We start from the raw sequence: 21,386 nt of genomic DNA, 5'->3' as shown, positions 1-21,386 counted from the left end.
GATTTTAAAGGAATTATGCGAGCCTATCTGACTTTTGGAACAAAATGTGATATACAAGTGATTTAAAAAAATAATGTACCTTGCACAGTAAATCTAAATTTATGCGAAAATACGACGTCAGCAAACAAGAGAAACAATCGATCGACGATATTGTCCAATTTTGGAAGAAAGAGAACTTATTGGATGAACAAAAAGCGAACGAGCTGATGGATAGTTTAGACGTGAAAAGTTTTGATTGGGGACAACTGGCTAGATATGCCTTTTGGATTGCCTTGGCATCTCTGGTCTTCGCTGTTTTTTCGTTGTTTACAGATGCATCATTCTTGGCCTTTGTGGATACCCTCTACGAAGCACCTAATATCCTATTTTGCTTCTTTTTCGCTGCCGTGGCTGTATTATTCTATACGCTGGGTTTTCGGTATAAGAAACGCTATCCTTATAAAAATCTATCCACGGAAACCATGATGCTGATTGGGGTTTTCGGAACTGCGGCCTGTATCGGGTTTATGGGTAAAGTATTGGATAAAGATACGATGCACTATTCCCTGTTATTTTTACTCTCCGTGGCGATTTATGGCTTTCTTGCCGTTAAGCTCGAGAGTAAGCTGATTTGGACGTTTATGCTTTTGGCCTTGGGCGTATGGTTTGCGACCGAGACCGCCTACCATAGCAATTGGGGATTTAAGTTTTGGGGGATGAACTATCCGCTGCGTTTTACCATTTTTGGGGCACTGATAACCGCGTTGGCTGTTTGGGTTCAACCCAGGTTTGAACGGCTACAAATCTTTCAGCCCATCAGTTATATTGTCGGATTGATCTATCTGATGGTATCCTTGTGGACCCTTTCTATTTTTGGAAATTATGCTGATTTCTATGAATGGACGACTGTACGTCAATACCATATGTTCTACTGGGGTATTTTATCCACTGCCGTGTCGGTATTCCTGGTTGTCTACGGCTTAAAAGCGAAAGATAACGTCAGCAGAGAAGTAGGCTTTGTATTTTTAGTGCTCAATATCTATACCCGCTATGTCGAGTATCTCTGGGATAATATCAATAGAGCAGTGTTCTTTTTAATTTTGGCCGTGTCCTTTTGGTTTGTCGGCCGTTGGGCAGAGAAATTATGGAACAAACGGAAGGAAGAGATTGCTGGATAACTCTTAAAATTGAATCGTAAATCCGACACCTCTATTCGAACTGATGCTCAGATTGGGATCCAGACTTAAATATTTGCGGATTCGGGTAATAAAGACATCCATGCTCCTTCCTGTAAAGAAATCTGCAGTTCCCCATACCTTTTCAAGGATTTCTTCACGTGTGACAAGCTGACCATTGTGTTGCCATAGAAAGAGGAGAAGTTGTGCTTCACGTTCAGTGAGCTTAAATTGTTCCAAAGTATGGCTTAATAATAATTGTTCAGGATGGAATAGATAGCTCCCGATGGCGATCGATTTTGGAGTACTATTTTTCTGATTCCGCTTTAATATATTTTGTATGCGAAGCAATAGTTCCTCGGGATCACAAGGTTTAGTGACATAATCATCTGCACCGATTTTTAGTCCCGTGAGCTTATCTATTTTTTGCTCCTTTGCTGTTAAGAAGATAAAGGGTAAAGCAGGGTATAGTGCATTGATTTCTTTGGCGAGGCTAAAACCACTGATTTGAGGAAGCATAACATCCAGTATAACCAGATCGTAATCGGCTAGCAGCTGGAAATTTTCCGTCAGATCATTGGGCTGCGCTATCCAGTCTATGGCAAATGTGGATAGCTCAAGGTACTGCTTAAGCATATAACCAAAATCTGGATCATCTTCAACGAGTAATATTTTATTCATTTTTGTTTTCAGTAGTTGAGTTAATATAAATGCTTTAGTCTATGGCCGCCTATTGTCTTTTCACAGCTTATCCTTGTTTTTGGTCATATTTCCGATGATGGAACAAGCGTATGCGGCAGCTGGATTTTAAACGTAGTCCCGACATTGGGTTCGCTGGTTACAGTAAGCTGTCCGTGATAACGATCGACGATTTTTTTTACAAGGAAAAGGCCGATTCCCAGGCCTTTGGTGTCGTGAACATTGTCTTTTTGGATACGGTAAAACTTGTCGAAAATATAGGGTAGCTCGGACTCCTCCATGCCATAACCGTTATCCTGTATATAAACCGAGAGTTTACCTTTTTGATCCTCAAAAAAGATATCAATCCAAGTTGCACCATATTTTACGGCATTGTTCATCAGGTTCTGAAATAATGTTGTCGCATCATTTGGGCTCAGGCATAGTTTGCCGTCAGGCAAAGGACTTAATTGGAATGCGATAGCCGGATTGGTCAATTGAAAATCGTCGAAAATAGCTTGAAGTTCTGCTCTGGTAACAGGAGGCTGATCAGTTGTTTGAAGGTTCTCGTTAAGGGGATCAATTGTCTGTTCCAAGCGATTTACTTGTCGCTCAATAACCGTTATAATGTTTTCGTCTGTTGATTTTCGAAGTGTTTTAGCGGCAATCTTCAGGGTTGCAATAGGTGTTTTGAGTTCATGTGAAATATTGTCGACGACATCGTGCAGTACGGTGATCTGTTTCTGCTGTTTTCGGAGATTCTGAATGGTTCTATAAAAAAGCCAAAGAAAAGCGGCTAGAATAAATAAGGTGCTCAATAGGAGCGAAGTAAGTTCTTTGAACAATATCCAGTTGAGATTCGTTACCTCAAAGGAAGTTTTCCGATGTACAAAAAAGGTGTACAAGATCTCTCGGCTTTGGATACTGTCTTTGATTTTCTGTGTTTCTGTTTTTTCTGTTATCCATTCGCTTGAAGAGAGTTCTACGGGTTGACGAAACGTTCCATTTGTTATGTAGACAGTGATAGGCCCCGCTGCGATTTGTTTTTCTAGGTTCTTGAAGTAAATACCCAAAATTTCCTTTTTCAGGATGACATCCATTCCCAAGGGTTGAAATAAGCTGTCGACATATCGCGTGAGCCTTTGGGATGTTTTATGGGCGTTTGCATGGTATAACTCCTTTAATTTTTCGGCCGTTATCTCATGTTTAACCAATTTGATGTAGTAATCTCTAGCAATGTCTTTGCTCATTAAATCATCATCAAAAAGCTTGTCGTTGTCATGAAGCTTGCCCAGCTTGCTTTTCACAGTGGCAAAAATATCACGCTGTTTGAGCTGATAAGTATTGTACAATTGATACCCCTGTATGCCAATAAGTACGGCAAAAAATAACGCGAAGAGGACGATATAACTTTTGGGTTTCAATTCCATACACAAATATAACTGCTGAGGGCTAAGATAATATACCTTAACCCAGTATTAACCCTTTATTAACCATTATTTGCCGTCACTATAGACACTTTTGAAGCATAGAATATCAGCGTATGAAATGGCCGCGATTGTCAAATAGGTATGACCACAAACTGGCCTACGTATTACAAAACATAAATTCTAACAAATAGAATAATGCGGATAAGCTATACTACTATTAAAATACTATTTATTTGTACATGAAATTGATCCTATTTTTTCTGGCTTTCCCCTTGTTGCTTTCGGCACAGACCAAGCAAATCGGGGGACAAGTACAGGATGCAAACAAAATTGTGCTGGCGGGAGCGACTGTTATGCTATTGGATAGCAACTATCAAGAGATCCGTGAAGTAAAGACTGACCATTTTGGAAAATTCTTACTTACGCTGGATCATCCTAGTGGATACTATCTACGGACAAGCTATCTGAACTTCAAGTCTCAGGAACTTTTTTTTCGCAGCGATACCATTTCACGCCCTTTGTTACTTGAACTTATTCCCGAAGCAAAGGTACTTGAAGAAGCGCAGGTCGTGGGTCGAGCTCCCCGATTGATCCGTAAGTTGGATCGCTTAGAGTTCAACGTTCAGAATTCCAATCTTTCAGCACTGAATAGCTGGGATATTTTGAAGCGTACGCCATTGGTGATGGTGAATGGTGCGGATTTAATGGTCCGTGGAAACAAAAATATTGTTGTCCTCATTAATGACCGAAAAGTGATGCTCACGGGGGACGAACTGAAAACCTATCTGGAGAATACAGCAGGTAGCGACGTGCAATCGATAGAGGTTATTACCAATCCACCTGCAAAATATGAAGCTGAGGGAAGTACGATTATCAATATTAAACTTTCCAAATCCAACCTATATGGCTATAGAGGCACGGTGGTTGCATTGGCCGAAAAAAGCAGTACCTGGAAGCAACTGTTTGGACTAACCCAGTATTATAAAAATGAAAAATTCAATCTTCGAGGTACGTATAATTTCGGACGAGGGACTTACGCACGCTATGAAACGAATTATGTTTATTATCCAAATGAGCAAACCTCATGGGAAGGTGTCATGGATCGATTTGATACCAATAACAGTCAGAACAGCTATGTGTTTTCGATAGACTATACACCCGATACAACCTGGACGGTTAATGCTGGACTAAATGGATATTACGGACCGAAAACCTATGGTATTTATGAGGTGCCCACCATTATATACGATAAAAATCATGTACAGGAGTCCAGTTATTTTACCACCAATGATCATCAACGATCGACAAAAACGAATAACCTCTACCTTCAGGTAACAAAGAAGCTTAATTCCAGGTGGAGCATAAATTGGTCATCCTACTTCACTGACAATCATTCGACAAATGATCAGGATGTACTGACAGAGCTGCGATTTAAGGGGGAGGAACCGACAGATACCCGATTTATTAGTAATAATGGAAATAAAAATCGGCTTTTTTCTTCCCAGATAGATTTCACCGGAAAAATAAAGAAGCTGGGGATGGAGTTTGGTGGAAAATTTAGCGATGTGAAAACGACGAGTACCCTTGCTTTCTTTGATGATGAATCAGGAGAGCTCGAGCAAAGGCCTGATAAGAGTAGTGTGTTTGATTACAAAGAACGTAATGTGGCTTTGTATGGCTCATTGGACTATGCCTGGAAAAAATGGAGCTGGAAAGCAGGTTTAAGGGGAGAATATACCGATTTGGAAGGTATTGTATCCGAACCAGCTGATATCAATAAGCGTGATTATTTTGTGCTCTTTCCGACATTTTACATGCAATATGCCTTGACTGACGATCAGCAGTTTGGTTTTTCCTATGGGAAGCGTATCAGCCGACCTTCTTACTCTTGGCTTAATCCCGCAAAATCTTATTACAATCGTTTTTCTTATTTTCAGGGAGACCCACGTTTAAGGGCGACGATCGTTCATAACCTGAATCTGACCTGGACAAAAAACAACTGGAATATCGATCTCTTCTACCGATTTGAAAAGTGGCCCAATATGGAAATTTCCCGCCAAGATAACAACAATCACCAACTTATTTTCCAATATACCAATATCAAGAAAGGACAAGGGGCAGGGATAGACTTAGGAAAGAGTTTTCAGCTGACCGGGCGCTGGGGATTGAATCTGCAGCTAGAGGGGATGTATAACCAGAATTACTTTATGGGTACTGATGACGTATTGCACAAGAATGATGTGTATATCGGCAACGGAAACGTAAGCACCAACTATGTGCTGAATAAGGATGCCGGTTGGAACCTTGAACTGGGTAATACATTTACATCGCCCACGATACAGGGGCCATTTCATATTACAGGGTATTCAAGTACCTATGTGATGACAAATCGAAAATTCTTTAAAAAGAAATTTGAAGTAAATCTATCATTTATGGATATTTTCAAAACAGAGAAAATGACGATATCATCCAAGTACGGCGATCAAAATAATTTTTATAGGGACTATCGGGATACTAGAAAAGTAAATCTGACGCTGCGGTATCATTTTGGAAATCAGAAAGTCAAAAGCAGTAATCAGCCCACTAGAACAGAAGAACAGAATCGTTTGTAAATCAGTTAACCTTAGTAAAGTTAAATCCTGCTACAGATTCTATTGACTTCGTATATTTTCCATCTGTCGGTAAATGGGAATGAATGCAACACGGATAAAACAATAATCCTCCACATCGCATGTGGAGGATTATCAGATGCCCAGAAAGTATTTTCTTAGTTTATTTTCAACGAATACGTGATATTAATACCACCAGCGGCAAGCATATCGTGTACTGAGCAATACTTTTTAACGGCTAATTCAGCCGCTTTGGCTGCTTTTACCTCATCAATTTCACCTTTTAGGAAAAAATTAATGTGAATATCTGTAAATACTTGTGGAATTTCTTCCCGGCGTTTACCTTCTACTTCGACCTGGATATCGTCAATTTGTTGGCGTTGTTTTACCAGTATGCTATGGAGGTCAAAGACGCTGCAAGAACCCAGTGCCATTAAAACCAATTCCATTGGACGAACACCTTTACCTTCACCGCCGATAGCTTCCGAGCCATCAATGTTGACTTTGACAGGGGATAATTCACTGCTGGCTTCGAAATGCACAGCTTGGTTGACACGGTTTAATTTGATTTTCATCTTATTCTATTTTATTCTTTTTTTGCTCATTTAGGCTGTGGGGAGATGGGGTTATACTTCATCTCCTTTTTCAATCCATACGAGTTTCTTTCGGTTCAATCTATACTAAACAAATATACAAAAAAGGCAGACGAATATTCGTCTGCCTTTTGTCAGTATGTAGATCATTAACTAGTTTGAAGCAGGGGCAGTATCTGGCAGTTTAACACCGCGATATTTTGCTACGTCAACTTGTGGGATCTTCGATCCATATTTTGAATTGATCGCACTGATGAAGATGTTGGCCATTAGGGCATTTCCAATTGGCGTTAGGTGGATACCATCCAAAGAGAAAGCATTTCCAGTGATATATTTTGCACTAACCGCTAGTCCGTTGATACGAACACCATCTTTTACATTATTCAAGAACTCATGTACATCCGCTAGAGCCAGGCCTTTTGAGTCCGCAGCAGCTTTGATGGCCGCATTATACTCGTTGATACGTTGTACAACTGTTGCCGTTTCGCTTACATCAAGCACGTATTTGTCTTCCACAGGATTCAGTGGGTGTAAGCCGTACGGAATTTGTGCCGCATTTGGTTTCCCCAATAATCCTGTTGAAGAGAAAGGGAGAACAAAATAATCTTGATCAGTAGCAGCACGAGGACCTGACTTTGTTGCAATGTAGATATTTGTTACCGGTGTCGGCGGATTTGTTGCATTCACAGCTGCCAATAAAGCAGCACGGGTTACCGTCGTAAAATAAGGTGTTGCTGTTACATCTGGAATTGTGGCCAGTACGCCTTTTTGACCTCCTGCTGTTAATGTCGTTACATAGTTGCCCAATAAAGACGTGAAGAGCGCTGTAGAGGTCAATGTTGATGTTGGTCCATCTTCCACACCACCGTTAGTCGCCCAGCCTAAAGCATCGTTATTGCCCAAAGCAAAACTAAAGAAGGTATGGTTTTGCGTCGTTGAATAGGCAAAATATGTTTTCATCGCATCTGCATCGGGTAGCAAACGTTCGAAGTACATATTTCCGGCCTGCGACCCTATCCCAGCTACAAAAGCCATATCCATACGCATGCCTGGTACACCAAGGTTGTTGATCGGATCTGTATATTTGGTCAATAATTTTGGTGAAGCCGAGCGATAAGCTAATTTATCGGTTACCTGTGCCGTCACAGGCTGTCCATTGACAAGTGCTGTAAGCGTAATATAGCCAGAACCATTGGCTTGATCTTCACTGAAAAATGGCGATTTGAACTCACCTCCACCCACTTGTTTCAATTGTTCCGCAATTAAATTGGGGTAAGCCACCTTTTGGCCCTCTAAGTAGAGTCCGCCATCGGCATATCCTGCTGTCAATGAATTACCGATGGCAACATATTTTGAAAAATTAAGCGATCCAGCCGAAGGCGTATATTCGTCCAAGGTCGGTTTACATGAGGCGATCGCTAAAAGTGCTAACGCCGCAGCTATATAAAGTTTGTTTTTTTTCATCTTAGTCAAATTTGGCTGTTAATTACCATTTATAGCTTACACCAATACCAGGAGCAAAAATATTTGTTGCATAAGTACCTGATAGATGGCTCTCCACGTTGGTTGACTGGCGAGCCACAATCCGTTGATACGCAAAGGAACCTGTGACGTCAAATTTTGGTGATGGTTTTATTGTAAAACCTCCCGATATTAAGTATCTGGTGTTGTCTGGTGTCTCGGGATAAACATAGGCGCTCTGTTGCACGGGTGTTGCGATCACACCGCCACCTATACGTAATTGCAAGCGGTCGGAAGCAATATATTCCAATCCTGCTTTGACGGATCCTGCTTTATCGTATTTTTTTGGTGAATGCGTATCTTGCAATACGGGCGTGTTTTCTTTGTAATCGAAATCTAGCGCTTTATAGATGTCGTAGTTGATGAGCGTTGCATCAAGAGCCATCTTCAATTTCTCCGAAATAGGGAAGGCGATGCCTGCGGCAAATGTGGATGGTAGCGGTAATTCAGCACTGAATTTGTTGCCCGCAGGGAAGTTGCTTGCGACGGATTCAGGTACGTCAAAATTTGCATCCCCATTTTTAAGTTTGGTGACGACTTTAGAGCGGTAACTTACCGATATGGCAAATTCGTCTTCTAGGTTATAATGTATACCCACGTTATACCCCGTTCCAGTTCCAGTTCCTTTTAAGGTTGCCAATCCGGCGTGACCGTCCGGATAGAATACAGGAACAGAATTTTCGAGGTCTACGGTACCAATGTTGTATACAAAACCACCCCCAACACTAAAATTTTCAGTTAGTTTGAAACTTAATGTGGGCTGAATATAGATTGCACGTAGCGAAAGGCTAACCAAACTGAATTTACCCACCCAATCTTTCCCCCAATCGACGGCTCCACCATAAGGTGTGTAGACTCCAATACCGGCTTTCCACCAGGAATTTTTAGGGCCGAATGCGGCAAATAATGAAAAAGGAGTTGAAATCTGATTTCTAGTATGATAAACAACTGTACTTCCAACCTCTTGAAATGCAGATTTGTACATTACGGCATTACCTGCAACTGAAATAGCATTATGGTCCATTTTTGCTAAAGCACCCGGGCTATAGAAAATGGAAGATTCATCTAAAAAGTAAGCAGAGCCTGCTCCTCCCATTCCCACTGCCTTGGGACTTTGTAGATTCACTTGTGATCCTTGTGCAAACAAGAGTGACGGACTTGCACAAAGTATTGAGAATAGTAGTTTCTTCATACTAGTGTTTATTGTTTGGTTAACATTCCTCTTTCAAATACAATGCTAACATAATAAATGTTTGACTAAAATTAATAAATGTTGTGTAATATTTTTTTTGCTCGTACCTTTAAGTGCAAGGATACTAAAAATTAAACGATCATATTATATGGCTACAATCACTTTTAAAGGCAATCCAGTAAACACGAAAGGCAGTTTACCACAGGTTGGCGAGCAAGCTCCTGATTTTAAATTAACTGCAGGCGATCTTTCCGATAAGTCTCTTACAGATTTCAAAGGAAAAAAAATTGTATTAAATATTTTTCCTAGTGTAGATACCGGAACTTGTGCTGCTTCCGTACGTGCATTTAATAAAGAAGCATCGCAGTTGGATAACACTATTGTGTTATGTATATCGAAAGATTTGCCTTTTGCACAAGGACGCTTTTGTGCAGCAGAGGGGCTAAATAACGTAGTGACATTATCAGAGTATAAAGATTCAAACTTTTCAGATGCTTATCAATTGGCTATCGCTGATGGACCTTTGGCGGGTTTATTGAGCCGTGTTGTCATCACATTGGATGAAAATGGAAAAGTATTGTACGAAGAGCAAGTCGCAGAAATTGCTGATGAGCCAAATTATGCTGCAGCGATCGCATCGTTGAATTAAGAAGGATGCGAGTGAATAAAAAAAGCCTTTGCTTATGCAAAGGCTTTTTTATTTAATATGTCTTCTTGTTGTTATTTTGTTTTTTCTAATGCTTGCAAGATGTCGTTGATGATATCTTGTTGATCTTCCAGACCCACAGACAGGCGGATACTGCCCGGTTTGATGCCTAAGTTCAGGCGTTCATCTTCCGACAATTTTGAGTGTGTGGTGGAGGCTGGATGCGTTGCGATTGATCTTGAATCTCCTAAATTAGAGGTATATAAAATCATTTCCAAATGATCCACAAAGGCTTTTGCTCGCTCAAAACCACCTTTGACAACAAAGGTTACAATACCGCCACCAGCTTTCATTTGTTTCTTGGCCAGCTCATATTGTGGATGGCTTGGTAAAAATGGATATTTTACATCCTCAATTTCCGCATGATTTTCCAATGCCTCGGCCAAAGCCAATGCGTTAGAACAATGACGGTCCATACGGATGCCCAACGTGTCTAAACTTTTTGATATGATCCAGGCATTGAATGGCGATAATGCGGGGCCTGTATGACGGATAAAGAACATCAATTTATCGATTAGCTCTTGTTTCCCGACAACAATTCCACCCAAAACACGACCCTGTCCATCCATATATTTGGTCGCCGAATGGATAACCAGGTCAAATCCATATTGAATCGGTTTCTGAAGATAAGGTGTGGCAAAGCAGTTGTCGATCGACAGAATGATATGAGGATATTTCTCCTTGAATTTACCCAACCATTCCAAATCAACCAATTCCAGACCAGGGTTAGAAGGTGACTCTAAAAAGATGATTTTCGTATTTGGCTGAATCGCTTTTTCCCATTCTTCCGGATTAGCTGCGTCTACGTAAGTTGTTGTAACACCCCAACGTGGGAAGAGTTCTGTAAATAACTGATGTGTAGAACCGAATATTGCACGTGAAGAAACGATATGGTCTCCACTTTCGATAATTCCTGCAAAGGAGGCAAATACTGCTGCCATACCTGATGCAAAAGACAATCCTGCTTCTGCACCTTCAAGAATACAAACTTTGTTGATGAATTCTGAAGTATTTGGATTGGCATAGCGGGAATAAATCATTGCATCCTCTTCGCCAGCAAAGACCGCCCGACCTTGTTCAGCGCTGTCGAAGATAAAACTTGATGTAAGGTATAAAGGAGTCGAATGTTCGCGAAGTGCTGAACGATCGACCTGTTCACGTATGATTTTAGATTGATCTTGTTTCATGATGTGTAAAGGTACGAGATGAAAATTTTATATTTGTATAATTAGCATCGAAATAACCCATTTTATGAAAAAAAAATTGGCTTTTGCCTTGTATTATAATCCTAGTGCTTTGCTTTTCCTGTTCAAAGGAAGGAGAAATGGACTTAGGGAACAAACAAAAAAAAATTGCGATTTTTTATTTAAACTCTTATATAGATAGAGAGCTAATATCTCCATTGAGCGAGATGAAACTGGCCTATAAAGGGAATAAACTTACGCGCATTACCGGTGATGTGATGCCATTACCTTTGGCAACAGGTTACAAGCCTTATTTTACCGATGAAATTTATTGGGATGTTAACTTAAGTGGCAATCGAGCAATATTGAAAAAAAAGAGTACCAATGCAATGATGGCTTTTACTGAAACGCATGAATTATTGTATCGGAATAAGTTGATTGTTGAAAGAACAATCGTTCAAAAAGATGTCCCCACTAATTTCTATAGCTATGAATATGAGGGGAACCAGTTGAAAAAAGAATATCGATATGTTGATGGTAAATTATATACCGACAGGACGTTTTATTTTAATCAAAAACAAAATTTGGACAGTATTGTATCTGAATTTTCCTATGTTACCTCCAAGACAGTAGAAATATTTAGTAATTATGATACACAAGAAAATAAGGTGAGAGGACTTACAGTACTTGAAGATCTTATGCCGAGGGCACTGTCCAAAAATAATTATTTGAAAAAAACTACTGTGACGATCTTTGAAAATGGCCAACGAACTGCGCCCAATGAGAAAAAATGGGACGCAAGCCTTTTCAATTAATGAAACATAACACTATTAAACTTTATGCTTTGGGATGAATCAATAGTTGTGAATGTTATCCGAAGCATAACCTGGTGGATAACCTCGACTCCTAAATGAAAAAAGCCGGTATATGTACCGGCCTCTCTTATATCATTAAACTAACTTATTTTTTGACGAATTGCATCACGACGATATCTCCAGAAATAAATGTCAATTCATTATCCCGTACATCAAAGTTTGTCGTAGACTTTAAACCATTCATAAATTCGTTGTAAGCCGCATTCTCACAGTGCATCATGGTTGAAACCAATTTATCACCGATTTTGATCGAATTGCCTTTTTCGCTTTCGTAAGTTCCACCAATACCATTACAGCCGTTGTTACCATCTACTTTGTGGTCTTTTGTATTGAAAGTCAATGTTGGAATTTTGTCCTTAAATAAATCCTTAAGTTGTTTTCCTGCAGTTTCTGGTGTGGTCAGGGATTTAAGTTCCCAGGTGCCTTCCAGAGACGCATTGTCCACTGTGCTTGGTTTTTGAACCGTAGTCGCAGTGTCGCCGCTACCTGTTGCCTCAGCTTTTTTTCCAGTTGTGTTACATGCGATTGTTGAAAACGCCAATGCAACCGCTAAAATCATTAAATTACCTCTCATAATCATTTTTAATAATATTAAACTTTCATTATTTCTTCAGCATCAAAAACCATGAAAACAACCTGAAGGTTCTTTTTGGTCAATAAAGACAGACACTTTTAGAAAAAACGTTCCTTTTTCTGCCCTATACTTATAATTATCATGCCAATCTCAGGTATAGCCCAATGGAGCATCTATTTGAATGCTGTTAACTACTTTATCCTCTATTAATAACTTATGGATGATTTTTGTTTGACCGACAAGCGAAAGAATCTGATTTTTGGGGAAATTAGGGTGAAAAAAGGACAGTTTTGGTTTGATATAGCATATCAATCGAGGTAAAGCATGTTTTTCTTTGGTGTTGAAGATAAAAAATCGCTTATGCCGGTATACGAAAAGTTAAATAACTGGCTGTAAATAGTACCATTGATAAATTGGAATTCTTGTTTTAATCAATCGATTGATTAAAACAAAAAATACGATTTGACCTGGGATTTATCCTATTGGAGCTGAGCATCGGTCGGTTTTGTACGCAAATGTTACATACAGCATTTTGCAAAACTTCTTATCTTAGGGCTTTACAACCTAATTTTCTAGCACATAAATATAGACTATGTTGACAATCTTGTTATCCTCCATTTTACTTTCCAGCGGGCCTGTAGCCAAATCAGATACTTTAAAAGCTTACGGGGCTCTGCCAACCGAGCGTCAATTAAAGTGGCAAGAGATGGAAACGTATTGTTTGATTCATTATACGCCGACAACTTTCCAAAATAAGGAGTGGGGTTATGGTGATGCACAGCCCTCGTTGTTTAATCCTTCGGCCTTTGATGCAAATCAAATTGCTAAGGCAGCGGCAGCAGGTGGTTTCAGGGGCTTAATTAGTGTGGCAAAACACCATGATGGATTCTGTTTGTGGCCAACCAAGACAACATCCTATAGTATCGCTTCTTCACCATGGGAAAATGGAAAAGGTGATATGGTCAAAGATTTTATGCAAGCGACCCATCGGAATGGGATGAAATTTGGTGTATATCTTTCTGCTTGGGACCGTCACGATGAACGTTACGGCACACCGGCCTATGCAGATGCCTACAGACAGCAACTGACCGAATTGATGAGCAATTATGGCTCTTTGTTTACCTCGTGGCATGATGGAGCAAATGGTGGTGACGGCTTTTATGGTGGCCATGAAGGGAAGCGTATCATCGATCGAACAACTTACTATGAGTGGCATGAGAAAACTTGGCCTATTGTACGAAAATTACAGCCTGAAGCCGTTATTTTCTCAGATATCGGTCCCGATATGCGTTGGGTGGGTAATGAGAAAGGATTTGCTGCCGAAACATCATGGGCAACATTTACGCCGATTGGCTTAAATGGAAAAGTCGCTGTTCCCGGAGCGACAGAATCACATAATGCCGAAACAGGTGACCGTAATGGTAAATATTGGATACCTGCTGAATGTGACGTGCCACAACGTCCGGGATGGTTTTATCATGAAGAACAAGATAGCCGTGTAAAAACACCAAATCAGCTTTTTGAGATCTATTTAAAATCCGTTGGAAGAGGAGCATGCATGAATCTTGGCTTAGCACCGATGCCTTCTGGTACATTACATGAGAATGATGTGAAGTCGCTGCAGGCTTTTGGGAAAAAAGTGAAGGAAACTTTCCGTACAAATCTGGCTAAGGGAGCAACCATCACGGCATCCAATGTCCGTAATGGTGATTCAAAATCCTATGGTACTTCATTTATTACCGATAACGACCGCTATAGCTATTGGGCAACAGACGATTCCAAAACATCGGCAACATTGGAAATAAAATTAAAATCCGCTGCTAAGTTCGACCTTATCCAGTTAAGAGAGAATATTAAGTTGGGACAACGTATCGATAGTGTTTCGATTGAACGTTGGGAAAATGACAGCTGGAAGCCTTTGGCCAAAGCAACAAGTATCGGCGCAAACCGCCTCATCAAAATCGAGCAACCTCAAACTGCAAGTAAACTACGTCTTCATGTTTATGCTCCTGTAGCGATTACGCTCAGTGATTTTGGATTGTTCAAGGAGTATAACGAGCCCTTTGCATTTAATACCAAAGAGGTGAAAAAGCTGACTGGATTTAAGATTTCGACAGGTAGATCCAATAATAATGCTTATATATCTGACGGAAAACCAAGTACTTATGCGACTGTTGCCGATCAAGGTGTAATCGTTGTCGCTACAGACAAACCTGTTTCTGGTATCGGCTTCCTTCCTCGTCAGGATGGAAAGAACATAGGGACACCAACACATTATAAAATATCAACCAGTACCGACGGGAAAACATGGACCCTTGTTAAAGAGGGCGAGTTTTCCAATATTAAGGCAAATCCAATTTTGCAACAGGTGTTTTTTGATACGAACAGCGCAACCAAGTTTATCAAATTTGAACCAAAACAATTTATCGACGGCAATGAATTGGCCATAGCGGAACTTGAATTGTATGGCAAATAAATTTTTAATGCTTATCGTGGTATGTATATGTCATACCACTTTGCTTTTTGCCCAACAAAATCCACTCGTACTTTGGTATAATAAGCCCGCGAAGGTTTGGGAAGAAACTTTGCCATTAGGAAACGGACTCATCGGCATGATGCCAGATGGAAATCCTAGTCAGGAAAAAATCGTGCTCAACGAGATCAGTATGTGGTCGGGCAGTCCAGAAGATCCCAATAATTATGAAGCCTACAAAAATGTTGAAGCCATTCAGGCACTGCTTAAAGCTGGTAAAAATGATGAAGCCGAAAAACTGGTCAATGAAACTTTTGTGACCAAAGGCAAGGGGTCTGGTTTTGGTAATGGTGCAAAGGTTCCCTATGGCTGTTATCAGCTATTCGGCGACCTTTTACTGGATTATAAATTGCCCGCGGGAAGGATCAAAGATTACAAGCGTTCCTTGGACTTAGCGACAGCCTCGGCACAAACTTCATTCAGGATTAACGGACAACAGTTCCAACGTCGTTATTATACTTCTTTTGACAATAATGTAGGTGTTATCCAATTAAGTCAACATAATGATGAGGTACAGCAGTTAGGCATATCATTCCAGCGCCAGGAAAATATTGATCGTTATACCTTGTTGGACGATGGGATTCTGATCGAGGGATCTTTGCCTGATGGAAAGGGAGGTAAAAATCTGAAATTCGTTGGATTAATTCAGGTTAAAGGTAAAAATCTGCAGATCAGCAAAAAAGATAAAACCTTAGAGCTGTCTGCAAAAGGCGGTCTCACGGTCTATTTCTCAGCAAGTACTTCCTATTATGGGAAGGATCCTTTACCTGTTGTCAAAGCGGCTGTTGCAGCCGCAAAAACTGCTGACGAACAGAAAATATATAAAAACCATCTTGCTGCCTATCAAGAAATCTTTAATCGGGTAAATCTTAATTTGTTTGGAAATAAGGCGAATAACGCTATCCCTACCAATGAACGGATTGCCAATTTCTATAAAAATCCAGTTCAGGACCCTGATCTGGCCACGATTTATTATCAGTATGGAAGGTATTTGAATATTTCAAGTGCTGCTCCTAAAAATACAAATTCTCTGCCGCCAAATCTGCAGGGACTATGGGCTAATCAGATCAATACACCTTGGAATGGTGACTATCATCTCAATATCAATGCACAGATGAATCATTGGGGCGTGGAGGTCAATAACCTGAGCGAATATCATAAGCCTTTTATTGAAATGATAAAGCGGATTGCAAAAACTGGCGAGCAGACAGCAAAGGCTTACTATAACGCACCGGGTTGGGTGGTCTATATGATGACGAATATCTGGGGGTATTCCGCTCCGGGTGAGCAGGCTTCCTGGGGAGCGAGTACGGCATCAGGCTGGCTATGTAACCATCTCTGGGAACATTATCTGTTTACCGGAGATAAAAATTACCTCAAAGAGATTTATCCGATACTCAAAGGAGCTGCAGAGTTCTACGATCATACATTGGTTCAGGACCCTAAAACAGGATGGTGGGTCACTTCACCGTCGGTGTCGCCGGAAAATGCTTTCCGAATGGCCAATGGAAAAGTTGCTGCGGTTGTGATGGGACCTACCATTGATAACCAGATCGTACGTGAGTTATACCAGGCGGTGATCAAAGCTGATTCTATCCTTGCGACGAACGATAGTTTTGCCGGCGCCTTGAAAGCGAAGCTGAAGGATGTCCCTCCGCCTGTAGTCGTTAGCCCATCGGGGCGCGTAATGGAATGGCTCGAGGACTATCAGGAAGTTGAACCTAAACATCGACATGTATCACATTTATATGGTCTGTATCCCGCGGCATTTATCTCGCCACAGACGACACCTGAATGGGCTGACGCAGCACGTAAGACTTTAGCTGTACGTGGTGATGAAGGAACCGGCTGGTCTAGAGCATGGAAAATATTGTTTTGGGCGAGATTACAGGATGGTGATCATGCACTCGAAATTCTAAGGCAGTTGCTTAAGCCCGCTTTTACCAATGAAACAACCTATCAGGGAGTCGGGGCAGGTACCTACCCTAATTTGTTCTGTGCGCATCCGCCTTTTCAGATAGACGGAAACTTTGGCGGTGCAGCCGGAATTGCCGAGATGTTGATACAGAGCCACAATGGTTATATCCATCTATTACCTGCTCTACCCAAAGCCTGGTCAAAGGGTGAAGTTAAGGGACTTAAAACCCGTGGAAACTATACCGTAGACATCAAATGGGAAAATGGAAAGGTTTCCGCCGTGCAGATTAAAGGTAAAAAAGGAAAGCTTCGTCTATTTGAAAACGGAAACTATAAAGATTATGAAGTTCGTTAACTATTTTTGCTTGATTTCTGTGCTGGCCTTGGGGACGATAGCCTGTACACAAAAGTCCGAATCGGCGAAGACAGCCGCCTTGTTGAATAGCTTTAGCTATAAGATAACCGGAAAAACCACTGCCGGGGACGGGACTCAGGTGAGCCTCGTCGATCACGATAATAAACTGCAGCAATTTGTAAAAACGCAGGTTGCCAATGGGCAATTTGTTTTGGAAGGCGAATTGGCCATGGCCGGATTTTATGATATTCAGATAAAGGGTATGGAGGCCTATACATTATTTGTCGAAGGCGGGAGTGACTATGATCTGAGTGAAAATCAGGGCAAGTTTACCTTGACAACCTCTTCGCAGAATGCCAAGGATTTCATACAGTTCAATGCGAACTATAAACAGCGTGAAGAGGAGGAAAAAAATAAAACAGCAAATAAAAGCCAACGGGTAAGGCAGCTGGAGAGTCAGTTGCCTTCGATGGCTGCGAGAAATGATGGTTCCTATGAGAAAACAGTGGATGAAATACAGCGCTTAAGCGGCAATGCCGCATTTAATCCACGCACACTATACGCCGATTTTATTCTCGATAGTACCCACCGTTCATCCTTAGTATTGCCTTATTTTTTTAAATACATCTCCTTGGATCAGACGAATTATAAAAAATTCGATGCCGCATTGCTGAGTTTTAATACGGATTTGCAGAAGCATCCTTATTTTAAATTTGCCCGCGAAAAGGTCGATAGGGTGAAAGACTTCTATGAAAATATGCCTGTATTTCCTGCTATTAGCCCCATGAATGTGGAACGGGATAGTTTGAATTTAAAGGATATTTCAAAGGCTAAAATGCTGATTGCCGCGTTTTGGAGAACTTCCAATACAAATAGCAAGGCCGATATGGAAATGTTACGGAAAAAAGAATCTCAGTTAAACGCTATGGGGGTAAGGGTTATCTATTTTTCGCTGGATAAGGATCTGGATAAATGGATCAAATCAAGTAAGGAGCTGGCCCTCGGCAAACAGAGTTATTTTTTGAATTATAATGACCAGGCAACGATGGAAAATGATTTTGGTATAGATCGTACGCCAAGTTATCTATGGATAAATCCGCAGACCTTCCAAATTTTATCCTTGAGTGGTGAGGATCCAGCAATGCCACAGTTTTTAGGGAAGGTAAAGGAATTTCTTGCTAAAAATTAACGATTATTGTCTTAAAAAATCTTATATTTGAATTAACTGTTTAATATTTGTTATTTCAATACATAATGAAAGTCGTTCAATTTACAGTTCCGGTTGTTTACCAAGGATCTATTTGTGTGCAGGAAGACATTCTGCCTTCATTCTATAGCAACTATCACCGACACAAGGAAATCCAACTGACCTACATCCTGAAAGGGCGGGGAACCTTTATGATTGGCAACTTTACACATAGTTTTGAAGAGGACGAGATCTATATCGTTGATGCGGATGAACCGCATATGTTCAAAACGGGGGAAGATATAAGGGATGGCATTCATGCCATCCATATTTTTTTCGACTACGAACATTTTAAACCCTTTCTGGATTTTCCTGAATTCGATGATGTCAAGTATTTCCTGGAACACATCAACGTCAGTAAAAAATTGGATGCAGAGCACTCCGTCGCGTTGAAAGAAAAATTTGTACAGATTAACGTGAGTGCGGGCATAGATCGTCTCCTCTCGTTTGTGAAGCTGATTAATTTTTTAAGTAAAAAAGTGGATCAATGGACTTCGCTGTATACAGGTATTCCACAAAAGAAGTTCTCAGATGCCGAAGGATTGCGAATCAATGAAATATTCCAATATACTTTCCAGCATTTTGGAGACAAGATTTCCTTGGAAGATATAGCTGCGGTAGCACACATGACACCACACGCATTTTGCAAGTATTTTAAGAAACATACCCGGAAAACCTATGTTACCTTCCTCAATGAAATCCGGATTGAACGCGCCTGTAAAATGTTGATTGACGAATCTTCGGAAAGTGTTTCTAATATCGCTTTTAAAACAGGGTTTAACAATGTTGTCAATTTCAATCGGGTGTTCAAGAAAATAACCAAACTTTCGCCGAGTGAATATGTACAGGAACATCGTATGCGCGACTAGGCTGTTTGGCGGATGTTACTATGCCGTTTAATGGAATAGTCTATGGGGATTTCCGAGCTATAGCTGGATCCTCATGCCGTTGATTTTTGGTAGGCTCGCCTCCGCGGAAATCGGAAGAATGGTTTTGTTGACAATATCGGAGAAAGACTCGTCAATAAAATTTAAAAATAGCAGGTGCTAAAATGGTATTTTTGAGTTCTAACGATAACCATTCCGATGAATAAAAATCTATTTATTGCACTCCTAGTTTTATGTATATCTTCGCTGCAGCTCCGGGCCCAATCTTCTCTTTTTAAGATCGATACGCTGCAATACCAAGGAACGGATAAGCATATTGTCAATTTGGTCATTTTGGGGGACGGTTACACCAAAGCACAGCTGGATGACTACGCTGCCGATGCCAAGCAGTTTACCAACTATTTTTTCTCGATCGAACCCTTCAAACAATACAGCAGTTTTTTTTAATGTGTTTGCTATTCGTACGGTATCCGAGGAATCTGGTGCAGCGCACGACTGCAAAGCGGGTGACTGTGTACATGGTGAAACCGATCTGAGTAAATATCCCCCCCGTTACAATAAGTTTACACGGGATCATGCTGTTCCGATTGCTCATCCGAACACGATTTTTGGAAGCAGCTTTGACAATGGTGGTTTACATCGTTTGGTTGTACCGCAGAAAAATGATCGTATTGAAGAGGTATTGAAAATGCATACCCTAAATTATACACAGGTCGTTGTGCTGGTCAATTCCCCATTTTATGGTGGTTCAGGAGGAAAATGGGCAACTTCTACTGTTAATTTTAAGAGCAATGACATCGCGGTGCACGAAATTGGACATTCTTTTGCCCAGCTTGCGGATGAGTATTGGGCTGGTAATCAATATGCTATTGAGTCTGTAAACCGCTCGCAATCGGCAGATGCAAAGCAGGTCCCCTGGAAATACTGGCTTGGAAAAGACGGAGTTGGTATTTACTCTTATGGTGGTAAAGGTTCGCCCTCTAACTGGTTTAGACCACATGAATATTGTAAAATGCAATACCTGGTAGCTCCATTTTGTCCCGTTTGTCAAGAGCAATTTGTTGCTTCCATCAAGAAGAAGTCAAGTCCATTTATTCAGGTAAAACCTGCCCTCGATAACCCGATTACCTTAGATAGTGTTCAGAAGTTTTCGCTACGTCTGGCAAAACCTTCTCCGAACACCTTTAAAATGTCCTGGTTGTTGAATGATCAAACAATTGCGACCGACATTGATTCGATTTACCTTGATCCGGGAATGCTAAGCGTTGGAGCGAATACCTTGAAGGTGATGATTCAAGATACGACAAATCTATTACGTAATCCATCCTATGTCAACCATCGAGACTCGGTTGTATGGACATTTAATCAGGTAAAATTGATTGATTTAGCGAAACCATCGACCACATGGGGCGATACATTGGAAACCTGTTATGGTGGTGCTCAGGTGCTTACAGTAAAGCATCCTATTGCCGGACTTGAATATCGCTGGTATGATGCCGCCACAGGATTTTGGGAAGAGACGGGCAATAATATTTTTTTGCAAAATATTGTGGAGTCAAAAGTATACCTCGTCCGTGGTATTTGGGATGACCGGGTTTCCGAGAAAACAAAAGTTTACATCAACATATTGGACAAAATTGATAAGCCAAAGAATATTCAGGTTAAAATCGACAAGAAGAAAAACACAGTACAATTGACGGTAAAAGATAAAGTCGATGCGCGTTATAACTATATCTGGTTGAACGAAGAAGGTAATCCGATCTATGAATGGGACGAATTTAATGGCGAGTATGTACGTCCAACAGGGGTGAACAATGTGCTTAAAATGAAATTAACAACCTCTTCTGGAAAGATATACGTTCAAAAAATAGATAAAGAGACCACTTGTAAAAGTGAGAAAACGATTGTAACTTTTTAGTTATACTGTTGGAG

Annotated in this window: 17 protein-coding genes; 10 read left to right on the top strand and 7 right to left on the bottom strand. The window is 40.6% G+C overall.

Translation table 11 applies throughout. The features are described from left to right. The first annotated feature begins 101 nt into the window (after positions 1 to 101). Positions 102 to 1,157 carry a DUF2157 domain-containing protein gene (locus BV902_RS26195; RefSeq protein ID WP_070570250.1) on the top strand — a complete coding sequence of 352 codons (1,056 nt, stop codon included), beginning with the start codon at positions 102 to 104 and terminating at the stop codon, positions 1,155 to 1,157. Positions 1,158 to 1,160: 3 nt separating this feature from the next. Here the strand turns inward: BV902_RS26195 and BV902_RS26190 are convergent, their stop codons facing one another. Together BV902_RS26190 and BV902_RS26185 are read right to left on the bottom strand one after the other, a co-directional pair. Further along, on the bottom strand, positions 1,161 to 1,835 hold the full coding sequence (locus tag BV902_RS26190; protein ID WP_075994404.1) for a response regulator transcription factor: 675 nt from the start codon (positions 1,833 to 1,835) through the stop codon (positions 1,161 to 1,163). Positions 1,836 to 1,918: 83 nt separating this feature from the next. Further along, positions 1,919 to 3,262 (bottom strand): sensor histidine kinase, encoded by a 1,344-nt coding sequence (locus BV902_RS26185; RefSeq protein ID WP_075994403.1) that lies wholly within the window; start codon positions 3,260 to 3,262, stop codon positions 1,919 to 1,921. 239 nt (positions 3,263 to 3,501) lie between these two features. Between BV902_RS26185 and BV902_RS26180 the strand changes: the two genes are divergently transcribed. Beyond that, positions 3,502 to 5,874, top strand: coding sequence for an outer membrane beta-barrel family protein (locus BV902_RS26180; RefSeq protein WP_075994402.1), 2,373 nt, complete (start codon positions 3,502 to 3,504; stop codon positions 5,872 to 5,874). A 155-nt stretch (positions 5,875 to 6,029) separates the two neighbouring features. On the opposite strand, the gene BV902_RS26175 is transcribed toward BV902_RS26180, so the two are convergent. From BV902_RS26175 to BV902_RS26165, 3 genes are all read right to left on the bottom strand, one after another. After that, positions 6,030 to 6,446, bottom strand: a complete 417-nt coding sequence (locus BV902_RS26175) for an OsmC family protein (protein ID WP_070570243.1) — start codon at positions 6,444 to 6,446, stop codon at positions 6,030 to 6,032. A 171-nt stretch (positions 6,447 to 6,617) separates the two neighbouring features. Further along, on the bottom strand, positions 6,618 to 7,928 hold the full coding sequence (locus BV902_RS26170) for an SGNH/GDSL hydrolase family protein (RefSeq protein ID WP_075994401.1): 1,311 nt from the start codon (positions 7,926 to 7,928) through the stop codon (positions 6,618 to 6,620). A 22-nt stretch (positions 7,929 to 7,950) separates the two neighbouring features. Further along, positions 7,951 to 9,177 (bottom strand): OmpP1/FadL family transporter, encoded by a 1,227-nt coding sequence (locus BV902_RS26165; protein ID WP_075994400.1) that lies wholly within the window; start codon positions 9,175 to 9,177, stop codon positions 7,951 to 7,953. A 148-nt stretch (positions 9,178 to 9,325) separates the two neighbouring features. Between BV902_RS26165 and tpx the strand changes: the two genes are divergently transcribed. Beyond that, a complete protein-coding gene (gene tpx, locus BV902_RS26160) occupies positions 9,326 to 9,826 on the top strand; it encodes a thiol peroxidase (RefSeq protein WP_075994399.1) in 501 nt (166 codons plus the stop codon). A 71-nt stretch (positions 9,827 to 9,897) separates the two neighbouring features. Here the strand turns inward: tpx and BV902_RS26155 are convergent, their stop codons facing one another. Continuing rightward, positions 9,898 to 11,070, bottom strand: a complete 1,173-nt coding sequence (locus BV902_RS26155) for a trans-sulfuration enzyme family protein (RefSeq protein ID WP_075994398.1) — start codon at positions 11,068 to 11,070, stop codon at positions 9,898 to 9,900. A gap of 224 nt (positions 11,071 to 11,294) precedes the next feature. On the opposite strand from BV902_RS26155, the gene BV902_RS26150 reads away from it, so the two are divergent. Further along, a complete protein-coding gene (locus BV902_RS26150) occupies positions 11,295 to 11,882 on the top strand; it encodes a hypothetical protein (RefSeq protein ID WP_157626247.1) in 588 nt (195 codons plus the stop codon). Between the two features lie 145 nt (positions 11,883 to 12,027). Here BV902_RS26150 and BV902_RS26145 read toward each other — a convergent pair whose 3' ends face one another. Further along, positions 12,028 to 12,516 (bottom strand): META domain-containing protein, encoded by a 489-nt coding sequence (locus BV902_RS26145; protein WP_075994997.1) that lies wholly within the window; start codon positions 12,514 to 12,516, stop codon positions 12,028 to 12,030. 592 nt (positions 12,517 to 13,108) lie between these two features. On the opposite strand from BV902_RS26145, the gene BV902_RS26140 reads away from it, so the two are divergent. The 6 genes from BV902_RS26140 to BV902_RS28420 all read left to right on the top strand — a co-directional run bounded on the left by BV902_RS26140 (position 13,109) and on the right by BV902_RS28420 (position 21,372). Then, positions 13,109 to 14,992 carry an alpha-L-fucosidase gene (locus tag BV902_RS26140; protein WP_075994396.1) on the top strand — a complete coding sequence of 628 codons (1,884 nt, stop codon included), beginning with the start codon at positions 13,109 to 13,111 and terminating at the stop codon, positions 14,990 to 14,992. Then, positions 14,982 to 17,321, top strand: a complete 2,340-nt coding sequence (locus tag BV902_RS26135; RefSeq protein WP_075994395.1) for a glycoside hydrolase family 95 protein — start codon at positions 14,982 to 14,984, stop codon at positions 17,319 to 17,321. Before BV902_RS26140 ends, BV902_RS26135 begins: the two co-directional genes overlap by 11 nt. Further along, on the top strand, positions 17,308 to 18,510 hold the full coding sequence (locus tag BV902_RS26130; RefSeq protein ID WP_075994394.1) for a DUF4369 domain-containing protein: 1,203 nt from the start codon (positions 17,308 to 17,310) through the stop codon (positions 18,508 to 18,510). Before BV902_RS26135 ends, BV902_RS26130 begins: the two co-directional genes overlap by 14 nt. 65 nt (positions 18,511 to 18,575) lie before the next feature. Further along, on the top strand, positions 18,576 to 19,436 hold the full coding sequence (locus BV902_RS26125; protein WP_070570223.1) for a helix-turn-helix domain-containing protein: 861 nt from the start codon (positions 18,576 to 18,578) through the stop codon (positions 19,434 to 19,436). Between the two features lie 216 nt (positions 19,437 to 19,652). Then, positions 19,653 to 19,901 (top strand): M64 family metallopeptidase, encoded by a 249-nt coding sequence (locus BV902_RS28425; protein WP_250637951.1) that lies wholly within the window; start codon positions 19,653 to 19,655, stop codon positions 19,899 to 19,901. Position 19,902: 1 nt separating this feature from the next. Then, positions 19,903 to 21,372 carry a M64 family metallopeptidase gene (locus tag BV902_RS28420; RefSeq protein ID WP_250637950.1) on the top strand — a complete coding sequence of 490 codons (1,470 nt, stop codon included), beginning with the start codon at positions 19,903 to 19,905 and terminating at the stop codon, positions 21,370 to 21,372. Positions 21,373 to 21,386 lie beyond the last annotated feature (14 nt).

It is taken from the genome of Sphingobacterium sp. B29 (assembly GCF_001952815.1).
Lineage (GTDB): Bacteria > Bacteroidota > Bacteroidia > Sphingobacteriales > Sphingobacteriaceae > Sphingobacterium > Sphingobacterium siyangense.
Note: the sequence above shows the minus strand (reverse complement) of the source record. Positions and strands in the feature narration are given on the sequence as shown.